The sequence below is a fragment of the Muriicola jejuensis genome, from assembly GCF_010671595.1.
Classification (GTDB): domain Bacteria; phylum Bacteroidota; class Bacteroidia; order Flavobacteriales; family Flavobacteriaceae; genus Muriicola; species Muriicola jejuensis.
The window spans coordinates 368,483-383,005 of the sequence record NZ_JAABOP010000002.1 but is presented as its reverse complement, the minus strand read 5'-3'; the positions used below and the strand labels follow the sequence as shown (position 1 = coordinate 383,005).

General features: G+C 50.3%; 11 protein-coding genes. 10 read left to right on the top strand and 1 reads right to left on the bottom strand.

What is annotated here, in order from left to right; translation table 11 throughout:
- The first annotated feature begins 13 nt into the window (after nt 1-13).
- The 10 genes from GWK09_RS09785 (at nt 14) to GWK09_RS09740 (ending at nt 13,853) form a co-directional block, all read left to right on the top strand.
- Nucleotides 14-2,221 carry a RelA/SpoT family protein gene (locus GWK09_RS09785; protein WP_163693166.1) on the top strand — a complete coding sequence of 736 codons (2,208 nt, stop codon included), beginning with the start codon at nt 14-16 and terminating at the stop codon, nt 2,219-2,221.
- An 89-nt stretch (nt 2,222-2,310) separates the two neighbouring features.
- Nucleotides 2,311-2,763: a Fur family transcriptional regulator gene (locus GWK09_RS09780; RefSeq protein WP_163693165.1), complete on the top strand. Its 453-nt coding sequence runs from the start codon at nt 2,311-2,313 to the stop codon at nt 2,761-2,763.
- 11 nt (nt 2,764-2,774) lie between these two features.
- Nucleotides 2,775-4,061: an adenylosuccinate synthase gene (locus GWK09_RS09775; RefSeq protein ID WP_163693163.1), complete on the top strand. Its 1,287-nt coding sequence runs from the start codon at nt 2,775-2,777 to the stop codon at nt 4,059-4,061.
- 67 nt (nt 4,062-4,128) lie between these two features.
- Nucleotides 4,129-6,123, top strand: coding sequence for an OstA-like protein (locus tag GWK09_RS09770; RefSeq protein WP_394367576.1), 1,995 nt, complete (start codon nt 4,129-4,131; stop codon nt 6,121-6,123).
- Between the two features lie 6 nt (nt 6,124-6,129).
- Nucleotides 6,130-7,311 carry an aspartate aminotransferase family protein gene (locus GWK09_RS09765; protein ID WP_163693161.1) on the top strand — a complete coding sequence of 394 codons (1,182 nt, stop codon included), beginning with the start codon at nt 6,130-6,132 and terminating at the stop codon, nt 7,309-7,311.
- A gap of 97 nt (nt 7,312-7,408) precedes the next feature.
- The gene (locus GWK09_RS09760) at nt 7,409-8,809 is read left to right on the top strand and encodes a tetratricopeptide repeat protein (RefSeq protein ID WP_163693158.1); all 1,401 of its coding nucleotides are present in this window, start codon (nt 7,409-7,411) and stop codon (nt 8,807-8,809) included.
- Between the two features lie 28 nt (nt 8,810-8,837).
- Nucleotides 8,838-9,755: a DUF368 domain-containing protein gene (locus GWK09_RS09755; RefSeq protein WP_163693156.1), complete on the top strand. Its 918-nt coding sequence runs from the start codon at nt 8,838-8,840 to the stop codon at nt 9,753-9,755.
- Between the two features lie 12 nt (nt 9,756-9,767).
- The gene (locus GWK09_RS09750; protein ID WP_163693154.1) at nt 9,768-10,784 is read left to right on the top strand and encodes a DUF368 domain-containing protein; all 1,017 of its coding nucleotides are present in this window, start codon (nt 9,768-9,770) and stop codon (nt 10,782-10,784) included.
- Nucleotides 10,759-11,523, top strand: coding sequence for a shikimate dehydrogenase family protein (locus GWK09_RS09745; RefSeq protein ID WP_163693153.1), 765 nt, complete (start codon nt 10,759-10,761; stop codon nt 11,521-11,523). Before GWK09_RS09750 ends, GWK09_RS09745 begins: the two co-directional genes overlap by 26 nt.
- Before the next feature lie 125 nt (nt 11,524-11,648).
- Nucleotides 11,649-13,853, top strand: a complete 2,205-nt coding sequence (locus tag GWK09_RS09740; RefSeq protein WP_163693151.1) for a DUF349 domain-containing protein — start codon at nt 11,649-11,651, stop codon at nt 13,851-13,853.
- A 38-nt stretch (nt 13,854-13,891) separates the two neighbouring features.
- Here the strand turns inward: GWK09_RS09740 and GWK09_RS09735 are convergent, their stop codons facing one another.
- Nucleotides 13,892-14,110 carry a hypothetical protein gene (locus tag GWK09_RS09735; RefSeq protein ID WP_163693148.1) on the bottom strand — a complete coding sequence of 73 codons (219 nt, stop codon included), beginning with the start codon at nt 14,108-14,110 and terminating at the stop codon, nt 13,892-13,894.
- Between the last annotated feature and the right edge of the window lie 413 nt (nt 14,111-14,523).

Sequence of the window (14,523 nt, the reverse complement as noted above, 5' to 3'; positions counted from 1 at the left end):
GTAATTTTAAGATATGAGGAGCGAAGCGGTAATAGACAAGGAAAATCGGGAAATTGCCAAGCAGTACAAGGAATTGTTGCGCATCAGTTACCAGACCCTTTCCCCCCAGGACAAAAAATTGATCCGATCTGCATTCGATGTGGCCGTGGATGCCCACAAGAACCAGCGCAGGAAGTCGGGAGAGGCTTATATTTTCCACCCTATTGCGGTCGCCAAGATCGTTGCATCGGAGATCGGTCTAGATGCCGTATCCATAGCTTCCGCCCTACTCCACGACGTGGTGGAGGATACGGAATACACCCTGGACGACATCGAACGCCTCTTTGGAGAGACCGTAGCCAGGATCGTGGACGGTCTCACCAAGATCGCGCATCTGAATAAGGACACCAACATCTCACAGCAGGCGGAAAATTTCCGCAAGATGCTCCTCACCCTCCACGACGACGTACGGGTGATCATTATCAAGATCGCGGACCGCTATCACAACATGCTCACCATGGATTCCATGCCGGAGGACAAGCAGGTAAAACTCGCCTCGGAAACCCTGTATATCTACGCCCCCCTGGCGCACCGGATCGGGTTGTACAACATCAAGACCGAGTTGGAGGACCTCAGCTTGAAATACACGGAACCCGAGGTTTACACGGACATTCAGAACAGGATTGAGGAAACCAAGGAGGAGCAGCAAAAGTACATAGACGACTTCTCCAAAACCATCAGGGAGTCCCTGGACAAGGAGAAACTCAAATACACCATCAAGGGACGGATGAAGTCCATCTTTTCGATCCGCAGGAAGATGACTACCCAAAACGTGTCCTACGATGAGATCTATGACAAGTTTGCGATCCGCATCATCTACAAATCTGACCGGAAGAACGAAAAATTCCTGGCCTGGAAGATCTATTCCATCGTGACGGATCACTTTACTCCCAACCCCACCCGTTTGAGGGACTGGATCTCCTCTCCCAAGTCGACCGGCTACGAAGCCCTGCATATCACGGTGATGGGACCACGGGGAAAATGGGTGGAGGTTCAGATCCGCAGTGAACGCATGCACGAGATCGCGGAAAAAGGGTATGCGGCCCACTTTAAATACAAACACGGGGACCAGAAAGAACAGGGTATAGAGGAGTGGCTGAACAGGCTGCAGGAGGCGTTGGAGACCTCTAATGGCAGTGCGGTCGACTTTGTAGAGGAATTCAAGCTCAACCTGTATTCCAAAGAGATCTTCGTCTTTACTCCCAAGGGAGAACTCATCTCCCTGCCGAAAGGGGCTACTCCGGTCGACTTTGCCTTTACCATCCATACCGAAGTGGGCATGCGCACCAGAGGAGCCCGGGTGAATGGAAAGCTCGTCCCCTTGAGTTCGCCCCTGAAGAGCGGGGACCAGGTGGAGATCATAACTTCTGAAAGCGCCAAACCCAACCAGAACTGGCTCGATTACGCCACCACGGCACGAGCCCGTTCGAAGATCAAGGCATCCCTGAGGGATGAGAAAAAGGTGATGGCCACAGAAGGAAAGGAGATCCTCAGGAGGAAATTAAAATCCCTGAAGGTAACCCTGAATGAGGATTCCATCAACAAGATGGTGGTCTACTTTAAATTGCAGACCAGCCTCGACCTCTTCTACAGGGTGGGCATAGGCTCGATCGACAACCAGATGATCAAGGACTTTGCCTCCTCCTACAACAATGCCTTTATCAGCTTCTTCAAGAACCGGATGCGGAAAAAACCGGTCCCTGAGGAAATCGACAAGGACGAGATCACGTCCAAATACGATATGCTCGTCTTTGGGAAGGAAGAGGAAAGGCTGGAGTACAAGCTCTCCCAATGCTGTAATCCGATCCCGGGAGATGAAGTGTTCGGATTCATCAGTGTGAACGACGGGATCAAAGTGCACAAGAAGAACTGCCCGAATGCCATTTCCCTTCAGTCGAATTACGCCTACAGGATCATCAGTGCGAAATGGATCGATTCTACCCAGGAGGAGTTTACGGCCGAGATCAAACTAACAGGTCTGGACAACCTCGGGCTTATCAACGAGATCACGGAGATCATCTCGGACCACATGCACGTGAACATGAAGAACCTCAACTTCGACACAGACGGAGGGACCTTTTCCGGTCGGATCACGGTGGTAGTTAAGAACAAAGGGATCTTGAAAAAACTGATCGATAATCTGAAGGCCGTTAAGGGGATAGACAAGGTGAGTCGCACCTGAAACGGGGGTGGTTTTGGACCGGTTGAACTGCTGAGTTTTAATATTTTTAGCCGTACCTTTGCACCGGGATCGCATCCTAACCGAACACTATGGGAAACAAGGATCAGGAAATCGTAAAGAACGTATTCACGGCCTTTCTGGAGGAGAATAACCACAGGAAGACGCCTGAGAGATACGCTATACTCCAGGAGATCTACGATACGGATAACCATTTTGATATCGAATCCCTCTATATCAAAATGAAGAACAAGAATTACCGGGTGAGCAGGGCAACCCTCTACAACACCATAGAGTTGTTGCTGGAGTGCAAACTGGTGCGCAAACACCAGTTCGGGAAGAACCAGGCCCAGTACGAGAAGTCCTATTTTGACAGGCAGCACGACCACGTCATCCTCACTGATACCGGGGAGGTGGTGGAATTCTGCGACCCGCGCATCCAATCGATCAAAAAAACCATAGAAGAGGTATTTGACATCAAGATTAACAATCATTCGCTTTATTTTTACGGCACCAGAAACCAGCCCGAAGAGGCGAAACAATAAGACAACACTACATGGCGGTAGATTTGCTACTCGGTCTTCAGTGGGGAGACGAAGGAAAAGGGAAAATCGTTGACGTTCTCACCAAAAACTACGACATCATTGCGCGTTTTCAGGGCGGGCCCAATGCGGGTCACACCCTCGAATTCGATGGTCACAAACACGTACTCCACACCATCCCCTCGGGCATCTTCCACGAAGAGGCCGTCAATGTGGTCGGGAACGGGGTGGTTATAGACCCGGTGATATTCAGGAAAGAACTGAGAGCGCTGGATAAGTTCGACATCGATATCAAAGCCCGCCTGCTCATCTCCCGCAAAGCCCACCTCATACTGCCTACGCACAGGCTGCTGGATGCGGCCTCGGAGACCGCCAAGGGCAAGGCCAAGATAGGCTCCACCCTGAAAGGCATTGGCCCAACCTATATGGACAAGACCGGAAGGAACGGGTTGAGGGTGGGAGACCTCGAACTCAGCAACTGGAAGGACAGGTACCGGGCCCTGGCAGACAAACACGAGGCCATGATCCATTTCTACGATGTGGATATACAGTACAACCTGCAGGAACTGGAAGCCGAATTTTTTTCGGCCGTGGAAGCCCTTAAAAAACTCACCTTTATAGATAGCGAAGAATACCTGTTCCAGGCTCAGAAGACAGGAAAATCCATCCTGGCCGAAGGCGCTCAGGGCTCCCTCCTGGATATAGATTTCGGGACCTATCCCTATGTGACCTCATCCAATACAACGGCGGCAGGCGCCTGTACAGGTCTGGGGATCGCCCCGAACAGGATCGATAAGGTCTTTGGCATCTTTAAAGCCTATACCACGAGAGTGGGAAGTGGCCCGTTTCCCACGGAGCTCTTTGACGAGGACGGCAAGACCATGGGCAGGGTAGGCAACGAATTCGGAGCCACCACCGGGAGGCCAAGGCGCTGTGGCTGGTTAGACCTCGTGGCACTCAAGTACGCGGTCCAGATCAATGGGGTGACCCACCTGATGATGATGAAGTCCGATGTGCTGAGCGGATTTGAAACGATCAAGGTATGTACAGCCTATCACTACCAGGGTAAGAAGATCTCCCACCTGCCTTTCAATATCGAGGCCTCTGAAGTAACTCCGGTATATGCGGAATTCAAGGGCTGGAAACAGGACCTTACCCGTATGAACTCCGAAGAGCAGCTTCCCAAGAACCTGATCGCCTACATCGAATTCCTTGAGGAGGCCCTGGAAGTTCCCATTCAGATCGTTTCTGTGGGCCCGGACAGGACTCAGACCATCCACAGGGAACTGGCGGTATCCTGAATTTTGCAAAAAGGAGAGTATTAAAACTGTACTAAAGAGAATTCTTCTGCTCTAAAAAATCCTATTTTTGGTCAAAAGAACCCGTTTGAAAGGCATCTTCTGCATACTCTTCCTGTGTTTCTCCCTCCCCTGGCTCCATTCCCAGGATAAGGAGGCTCAGCCCCGACAGATCAATATCGTGTACGGGGCCAACTTCACCAAGGACGAGGCCAGGTATCCCGGGGCATCCATCTTTAGCAAGGACGACCGACAAGTGCAGTTTGAGCACCAGGGCGCCGATCTCTGGTGTGATATCGCCATCTTTTACCAGAAGGAAAACAAATTAAGGGCTATTGGGAACATCCGTCTGGTACAGGGCGATTCCATTCTGATGACCAGCGGGAAGATCGATTACGACGGTAACGAGAAACTGGCTAAGGCCTGGGAAAAAGTGTTGCTGAAGAATGCCGATATGACCCTCAGAACAGACACCCTCTTCTTTGACCGGGAGAACCAGGAAGCCTATTACAGGAGTAATGGTACCATTGTGGATTCCACCAATACACTGACGAGCAAAATAGGCAGGTACTTCATGGAGCCCAAGAAATATCAGTTCCTTCAGAATGTGAAGATCCGAAACCCGGAATACACGGTGGAGTCGAGTCAGCTGGATTACTACACCCTCTCCAAAAACGCCTATATGTACGGCCCGTCCACCATTACGGGAAAGACCTATACCCTCTACTGCGAGCGGGGTTTTTACGATACGAAGGTGGAAACAGGTTACGGCATTAAGAACACCCGGATCAATTACAACAACCGCATCATAGAGGGGGATAGCGTGTATTTCAACAAGGCGAAGGAATTCGCCTCAGCAACGAACAACATCAAGGTCACCGATACGATCAACGACGGGGTGATCCGTGCCCATTACGCAGAGGTCTACAAGGCCAGGGACTCGGTCTTTGCCACCAAAAGGGCGGTTTCGGTGAGCCTGGTAGAACAGGATTCCCTGTACATACACGGGGATACCCTGATGATCACAGGCAAACCAGACCAGCGCATTCTCAGGGCTTTCAGGAACACCAAATTCTACAAGACCGACCTGAGCGGGAAATGCGACTCCCTCCACTTTGAACAGCGCACCGGGATCACGCAGCTGATACGAAAACCGGTACTCTGGAACCTGGAGAACCAGATGACCGGAGACAGCATCCACCTGATCTCGGATATGGAGACCGAAAAACTCGACTCTCTCAAAGTGCTAAACAACGCCTTTGTGATCTCCCAGGACACCATTGGCAAGGTCGGCTTCAACCAGGCCAAGGGCAAGGACCTCTTCGGGAAGTTCATAGAAAATGAACTCAAGATAGCCGACCTGGTCAAGAATACGGAGGTCATTTATTACATGTACAACGATGACCAGGAGCTCATCGGGATCAATAAGACCATCTGCAGTTCCATCAGGCTCACCTTCGAGAACAGCGACATTGAGGATATTACCTTTTTTACCAATCCTGACGGGGATATCTTTCCTGAAACCGAACTGCCCGAAAGCAGCAGGCAGCTAAAAGGATTTGTCTGGAGGGGGGATGAACGTATCCGGAGCATGGAGGAGATCTTTGACGAAGACGACAATACGCTGGTGCTGCCGAAGATCAGGGGGGTAGACAACCCCATAGATACGGATGCGGACCCCGCAATCTCAGAACTGGAAAAAAAGGCCAGGGACTATGTCAACTCAGCAGACCCGAACGCCGTACCCGTACCGGAAGAAAAACCCCTCAGCCCACCAGAAAAAGCGCCCGAACGCATCACTGAGGTCAGGGCTGAACCGGGGATTGCCCCCGGGTACTACCTCATCGCCAATGTGTTCGAAGAGGAGGAAAACTTTGCCCGTTTCTCGAGGATGCTCTCTGACAGGGGTATTGAACCCAGGTCGTTCCTGAGGGAAGGCAACCAGTTCACCTATGTCTACCTCGAGCGTTTTGACACCCAATCCGAGGCCATCAGGGCCAGAGATTCCAAATACTACGGAAGGTATACAGACGAGATGTGGATCCTGCGTGTAGTGGGGAACTAATCGAATATGAAGAAGGATTTCTTTCAATACCAGGCCCAAACTACCCCCCATCCGCTTGCGCTGGAAATTTCCTATGCGAAGGGAAGCTACATTTACGATACGCAGGGTCATGCACATCTGGATTTTGTGGCCGGTGTATCTGCCTGCAGCCTGGGACACTGCCATCCGGCCGTGGTCAGGGCTGTGGAAGAACAGGCCAGGTCTTATATGCATGTTATGGTCTACGGGGAATACGTGCAGGCTCCGGCAGTTGAATACACTAAAGAACTGTCTCAACAGCTACCGGCTCGCCTGGAGACCACCTACCTCGTGAATTCGGGAACGGAAGCTATTGAAGGGGCCCTGAAGCTGGCCAGGCGATATACGGGCAGGTCCGAGATCATCGCGGCTAAGAACGCCTACCACGGCAATACCATGGGGAGTCTCAGCCTGATGGACTACGAGGAGCGTAAAGCGCCCTTCAGGCCGCTCTTGCCCGCTGTGAGGCATATCGAGTTCAACCGGAGAGAAGACCTCGACAGGATCACTTCAAAAACGGCTGCGGTCATCCTCGAGACCATACAGGGAGGGGCCGGTTTCATACAACCCGAGGGGGATTATCTCAGGCTTGTGAGGGAACGGTGTGACCAGACAGGGGCCCTCCTTATCCTGGATGAGATACAGCCCGGGTTCGGCCGGACCGGAAAGCTCTTCGCCTTTGAACACCACGGGATCGTACCCGATATCCTGGTCATGGGTAAAGGGATGGCCTCAGGCCTGCCCATAGGCGCCTTTACCGCTTCCGGGGAAATGATGGCGACCCTGAAGGACAAACCCATGCTCGGTCACATCACCACCTTCGGGGGAAATCCCGTCATTGCCGCCGCCGCCCTGGCGACGCTTAGGGAGCTGACCTCCACCACCCTCATCCCGGATACCCTTAAAAAAGAAGCGCTTTTCCGGAGTCGACTCAAACACCCCTTGATCAGTGAGATCCGGGGAAAAGGCCTTATGTTGTGTTTGATGATGAAAAGTAGTGTAATCGCAAATGATTTAGTACTTTCGTGCGCCCGAAAAGGACTCGTCCTTTTTTGGTTGCTTTTCGAAAAAAATGCAGTGAGGATCACCCCTCCCCTGACCATTTCCGAGGCGGAAATCGAAGAGGGATGCGCGATCATCCTGGAGGTTCTGGAAGGCATGAAGCAATAAGTTGTTAACTAATTTGTTAATAATATAGGCCCCTGGGGGACATAAAAGTGGTTATAAAAACTATTTTTAAGTCCATAGATTAACCAAGCACGTTCCTATGGCGTTAGATCCTAACGAGAAACCGAACCAGCCCGTTACCAAATTTGAATCCATGTTAAAGACAGATGATGTCTATTTCTTCGATGCCGAAGACTTCGAAGACATCATCCACCACTATCTGAACAGCGGCAAGATCTCCCTTGCAAAAAAGGCTATCAAGATCGGCCTGCAGCAGCATCCGGAGTCCATGGAACTCAAATTGCTGGAAGTCGAGGTCATGGTCTTCGAGAACAACCTGGAACAGGCTGAAAAGATACTGGACAGGCTCCAGCTGCTGGACGGAACCAATGAGGAGATCTACATTCAACGCGCCAACATCCATTCGAAAAAAGACAACCACGAAGCCGCCGTCGCCCTGTTGAAAAAGGCGCTCTCTCTTACAGAAGACAGCTTTGACATCTACGCCCTTCTGGGCATGGAATACCTTTTCATGGACGACTATGAGCAGGCCAAGGTCCATTTTATGAAATGCGTCTCTTTTGACGAGCAGGACTATTCTTCTCTGTACAACGTTATCTATTGCTTTGAATTCCTGGAGGATTTCGAAGGGGCCATCGCCTACCTGAACGAATACCTGGAACGCAACCCTTACTGCCAGGTAGCCTGGCACCAGCTGGGAAAACAGTACTTTACCCTCAAAATGTACGAACCCGCCCTGGCAGCCTTTGATTTTGCCATTATTTCCGATGATACTTTTATCGGTGCCTATTTTGAAAAAGGGAAGGTGCTCGAGAAGCTCGGCAGGTACAATGAGGCCATTGAGAATTACGAGACCACCATCACCATTGACGATCCTACTTCCCATGCCTATCTCAGGATCGGAAAGTGCCATGAAAGACTCAACAATGACGACCTGGCCAAATTTTATTTCTACCAGACCGTACATGAAGATCCCCTGCTGGACAAGGGTTGGCTCGCGATCACCAATTTCTATTTCAAGAAACACAAATACGACAGGGCCCTTTACTACATCAACAAAGCCATCAATATTGACGGGGAGAACGCCAAATACTGGAAAAAATGTGCGCGGATACACGCAGCCCTGGAACATTACGACGAGGCTGATTTCGCCTTCAAACAAGCCGTAGACCTGGGCAATTACGAGCTCGACACCTGGCTCAACTGGGCGGAGGTGGTCACTCAGAACCAGGAGATAGAAGCTGCCATTGAAATCCTGTTGCAGGGATTGGAATTCTATCCGGAGGAGGCTGTGATCCTCTATAAGATGGCCGGACTCTACCTGATGGCCAATGACCCCGTTAAAGCCCAGTACAGGTTCCGAAAAGCGCTAAAAAAGGATATAGAGATGGTGGAGATCTTCAAAGAAGAATTTCCTTCCTTTTACGATTCCGTCTGGGCCAGGAATATTATAGAAAGCGTGCAGAAGGCTTCTAAATAAAAGCCCTACTTTTGCTCTTTTCTGAATCATGGGGAACCGCAATCTCATTCAATATCTAGTGGTGACACTCAAGGGTATGGCCATGGGCGCCGCCGATGTGGTACCCGGGGTCTCCGGGGGCACCATTGCCTTTATCTCGGGAATCTATGAAGAGCTGATCTATTCCATCAACCAGATCGGGACGGCCGTGGTAAAGACCCTTCCCAGGGAAGGAATTTCGGCCGCATGGAAGCAGGTCAACGGCAAGTTCCTGCTCTCCCTCTTTCTCGGTATAGCCCTCAGTGTCATCACCCTGGCCAGGTTCATCAGCTGGCTTCTGGAGAACGAACCTGTCCTCCTCTGGTCTTTTTTCTTTGGTTTGGTGGTCGCAAGTGTGATCTTCGTCGCCCGCGCGATCTCATCCTGGAAACTGGCCACCCTGCTGATGCTGGTCCTGGGAGCTGCCATTGCCTATTACATCACCCAACTCCCCCCGGTAGAGAACACATCTAGCCTGCCCTATCTCTTCCTGTCCGGTGCCCTGGCGATCTGCGCCATGATCCTCCCGGGTATCTCCGGAGCTTTTATCCTCGTTTTGCTTGGATCTTACAAAACAGTCCTGGATGCCGTCCACGAACGGGACCTTCTTATCATTGGCACGGTATTCCTCGGGGCCCTATTTGGGTTGCTGTCCTTCGCCAGACTCCTGAAATGGATGTTTCAGCACTACAAAGACCTCACTCTGGCCCTGCTGACCGGCTTTATCATAGGATCACTGAGCAAGATCTGGCCCTGGAAAGTGGTGCTCGAAAGCAGGATCTTTGATGAAAAGCGAATCCCGGTCCTGGAAGAGAACGTCTCTCCCCTCTCCTATCCCGGAGAACCACAACTTCTCTGGGCAATTCTACTGGCTATCGCAGGTTTTTCGCTTATTTTTATGCTCGAAAAGCTCGCAGCAAAAAAATAAAGACCTACTGGCATGCATCAACCCAGATCCTTTGTGGACAAGGTATTCCTTTTTATCAAGGGCCTCGCCATGGGTACAGCCAACAAGGTACCCGGAGTCTCAGGGGGAATCGTGGCCTTTGTGGCCGGCTTTTACGAAGAATTCATCTACTCCCTCCAGAAGGTCAACCTAAAGGCTTTCAAGCTCCTGATCAACGGGAGGTTCAAAAGCTTCTACCGCTATGTGAACGGCCCCTTCCTCTCCTTGCTCATCTTCGGGATGCTGGTAAGCTATTTCAGCGTATCCAAACTCCTGGATTATTTCCTGGAAACCAAGGAGCTCTACGTGTGGGCGACTTTCTTCGGGATGATCATAGGTTCCATCTATTTCATCGCCAAGGATTTTGAACACTGGAACCGAAAGACCGTAACCTGGGGGGCGATCGGCCTGATCGCCGGGATCTCCATCAGTTTTTTGAGTCCGGCCCGGGAAAATGACAACCTCCTTTTTATCTTCCTTTGCGGGATCATCAGCGTTTCCGGAATGACCCTCCCGGGACTTTCCGGTTCCTTTATCCTCATACTTCTCGGAAATTATGTCCTGCTTTTGGTGGATTCCGTCAACGCCCTCTATGACACCATCGCAGAGGTCATCAAAGGCGATTTCAGCTTCACCTCAAACCGCGAACGCATTGGAACCCTGAAAATACTGGCGGTCTTTACCCTGGGATCTGCCACCGGACTCGTGACCCTGTCCCACCTGCTTGGCTATGTACTCAAACACTTCAGGCACGTCACCACGGCTGTTATTATCGGGTTCATAACCGGAAGCCTCGGGGTGGTCTGGCCCTGGAAAAGGACTATCTTTGCCGAGGACGCCCTAGGTAAGCTGTTATATGACAGTAACGGGGACCCCGTGATCAGGAATTACCAGCGATTCCTCCCGGAGCCTTCGGATACGGAAACATGGTGGGCCATAGGGTACATTGTGCTGGGTGTACTGATCCTGATCGGTTTGGAATGGTATGGAAAAAACAGAGAAAAAAAATAGATTCGGCCTCCTGGGAAGGAATATTTCGTATTCCTTTTCCAAAGGATATTTTACCCGGTTCTTTAAAGAACAGGGGCTTAACCACTTGTCATACGAGAATTTTGACCTGAAGGACATCTCAGATCTCGAAACCCTTTTGAAGGAGGAACAGGACCTGGGCGGACTCAATGTCACCATCCCCTACAAACAACAGATCATCCCCTACCTGCACAGGCTCCATCCTGAAGCCAGGGAGATCGGGGCGGTGAATACCGTGAAATTTACCAAGACAGGCCTGGAGGGCTACAATACGGATGCCTACGGATTCCGGAGGTCTCTCGAACCCTTTCTCAGTGCCCAAAATCACTCCCATGCACTGATCCTGGGCACAGGAGGGGCTTCCCTGGCAATCGCCTTCAGCCTGAAACAACTCGGAATAGACTACATAAAGGTCTCACGCCAGCCTGGGGAGGGGCAATGGGCCTACGATGCACTCTCTGAAGATCGGATTAAGAAACATACCCTGATCATCAATTGCACCCCTTTGGGAACTTTTCCCAGGGTGGAGGAAAAACCGGCTCTCCCCTATCAATATCTCGGGGCTCAGCACCTTCTCTACGACCTGGTGTACAACCCGGAAAAGACCGCTTTTATGAAGGCAGGGGAAAAACAGGGGGCAACTGCCACCAACGGTCTCGCAATGCTCGAATTCCAGGCACAAAAAGCGTGGGAGATCTGGCGGCAGGGACCGACCGGCTGAACCGGCGAGTCCTGGAACACCCTTCTGCCCGGTGTAAAAGATCATTGATTACCTTTGTCGTCTGTAGGGTTGTTAGTATCTTACAGAGGGAATAAATCCCAAATGCGCACTAAATCCAGACAATCATGTTGGAAGAAAAAGACGAGAAACTACATTCGGATGTAGGGGAAAAGGAAACACCGGAGACTATTGAGGAAAATTTGACCTCAGAGAAAACATCCGGAGAGTCGGAAAAAAAGAAACCCGCCAAAAAGGCCGTAACCAAAACGTCCGCAACCAAGACTAAAAAGCAGGCAACCTCAAAAACCGAAGTTGAGGTCACGAAGGAGAAGTCAACCACAGCCAAATCAAAAAAGAAAACATCTTCAGAGGCTGAGGATGAGTCCCCTATGGAAAAAGCGGGTGAGCCAGTCGCCGCGGCCGGGAAAGAGAAGACCGAGAAGGAAGATGGATCGGGGAAAGAGGAGGATGTACTGGATGAGATCGACGATACCAATGCCGAAGACGCCGAAGATGATGACAACCACCGCAGGCATCACATCCCCATGCAAGACTACCACGCCATGTCCATGGAGAACCTGGTCGGGGAACTACAGCGCCTGATCCGCACGGAAAAAGTACAGGCCATCAAAAACCACGTGGATGCGATCAAATCCGAATTCGACATGAAATTCCAGGATTTTATCGAGGAGAAGAAGGAGGAATTCGTGAGTCACGGGGGGAACGAAGCAGACTTCAAATACAATTCCGTCGCAAAGCGACAGTTCAACGAGGTCTATTCGGACTACAGGGAAAAACGGAACGCCTACTACCGCAACCTGGAACAGACCCTTAAGACGAACCTGGAGAAGAGGCTTCAGATCATTGAGGAACTCAAGTCGCTCGTAAACGTAGAGGAGGATATCAATACCACCTATAAGAATTTTAAGGACCTGCAGGAACAATGGAGGAATGCAGGGGCCGTGCCCAGGAGCAATTACAACGATGTTTGGCGTACGTACCACCACCACGTAGAGATCTTTTACGACTTCCTGCACCTGAATCGGGAATTGCGCGACCTGGATTTTAAATATAACCTGGAGGAGAAGGAGAAACTCGTTCAAAGGGCAGAGGCCCTGGCGGATGAACCAGACCTCAACAAGGCTTTTCGTGAATTACAGACCCTCCACAAGATCTGGAAGGAGGATATCGGGCCTGTAGACAAGGAGCACAGGGATGCGATCTGGGAACGATTCAGCAATGCGACCAAAGCGATGCACCAGAGGCGACAGGAGCACTTTAAGGAGCTCGAAAAGGAATTTGAGGTAAACCTCCTCAAAAAGAACGAGATCATTGCCTCCATTGCCTCTCTTGGGGAACACGTGGCTTCAGACCATAAAAGCCTTCAGAAACAGATCCGGGAAATGGAAGCCCTGAGGACCGCCTTCTTTTCTGCAGGGAAGGTGCCCCAGAAGGACAACGAAGCAACCTGGAGCCGATTCAAGGAAGCCGTGCGGGCCTTTAACCGCAAAAAGAACGAATACTACAAGAACCTGAAGAAGGAACAACAGGTCAATCTGGATAAAAAACGCGAACTCGTCAAAGTGGCGGAATCCCTGAAGGATTCGGACGATTGGGAGACCGTGACCTCCCAGATGAAAAAGATACAGCAGGACTGGAAGAAGATCGGCCACGTCCCCAGAAAATACTCCGATAAATTGTGGAAGGAATTCAAGACTGCCTGTAATCATTACTTTGACCGCATGCACGCCAGCAAGAACAAGGCTAGTGGGGAGGAAGCCGAAAACCTCGAGAAAAAGAAGGCATGCCTGGATAAATTACAGGCCTTTTCTCCAGGGAAGTCAAGGGAGGAAGACCTGACTTCGATAAAAGCGTTGATTGCCGAATGGAGGGTCATCGGCCGGGTACCCTTTAACAAGAAAAGTATCAACGGCAAGTTTAACACGGTGGTGGATGGGGTCCTGAAAAAACTGGGAATAGACCCGAAGGAGGCAGAGCTCATGAAATACGGCAATAAACTGAAGGAACTGGCCTCTACCTATGACGATTATGCCCTGCGGAAGGAACGGACCTTTATCAAACGCAAGATAGACGAAGGCAAGAGCGAGATCAACCAGCTCGAGAACAACCTGCAGTTCTTTTCCAACGCCTCTGAAGACAACCCCCTTGTTAGGGAAGTGGTGGAGAAGATCAACCGGCAGAAAGAATCCCTCAAGACCTGGAAGGCCAAGCTGAAAAAGATAAACATCCTGCAACATTCCCTTTCCAAAGAGGAAGAGGAAGAAGCGTCGTTAGAAGGTGAAGCTGAAGAAGGAAAAGAAGAAGCATAGGCATTCGAAGTAATGGCTGAAAACTTACCCGATTAAAATTAAGCCAGTTTAGAAGAACTTTTAGCAGTCTTGAAAGACAACTCCTTTTTGATACGGCTGTTCTTAAAACGATACAGACGGGCTACGCTGTTCTCTTTAGCAGTTTCAGTAACGATCTCTTTTTTGGCCGTTTCTACCTTTACCTCAGCAGTTTCATTTTGAGCCTGGGCAGCGAAGCTGATCAGGAAGAAGAAGAAGAAAGTTACGAGCGTTTTCATGTCTTGCGTTTTATATAAATAAAACGCGATGACCGGGGGTTCACCGGGTTGCCGTTCGCTGAAAAACCCTTATTTTTCGGTATCTGGCGAGAACATAGCTAAAGTGCAAAAAATCATCGGTGAACGTCACAGACCCCTAAAACAGCTCACCGAAAATAAGGGTCGTTTGTCGGCATGTATTTTATACCCTAATGGTCAAATTGAAATATTTGTTTTCTCCTCGTATCAAAATCCGGGTACTTTTTGAGCTAATTGTTAGTGAACTCATGTTTTTAAATACGCTGCATATGACCCGATGATCGATTTATCTACTTTGAAGTCAACATCAGAGCTGAATCCCTATAGCAGGAAACATTCTAAATTATTAATATTCAATGATTTGTCCTTTTCTATCTGAGAATAATAGCTTATTT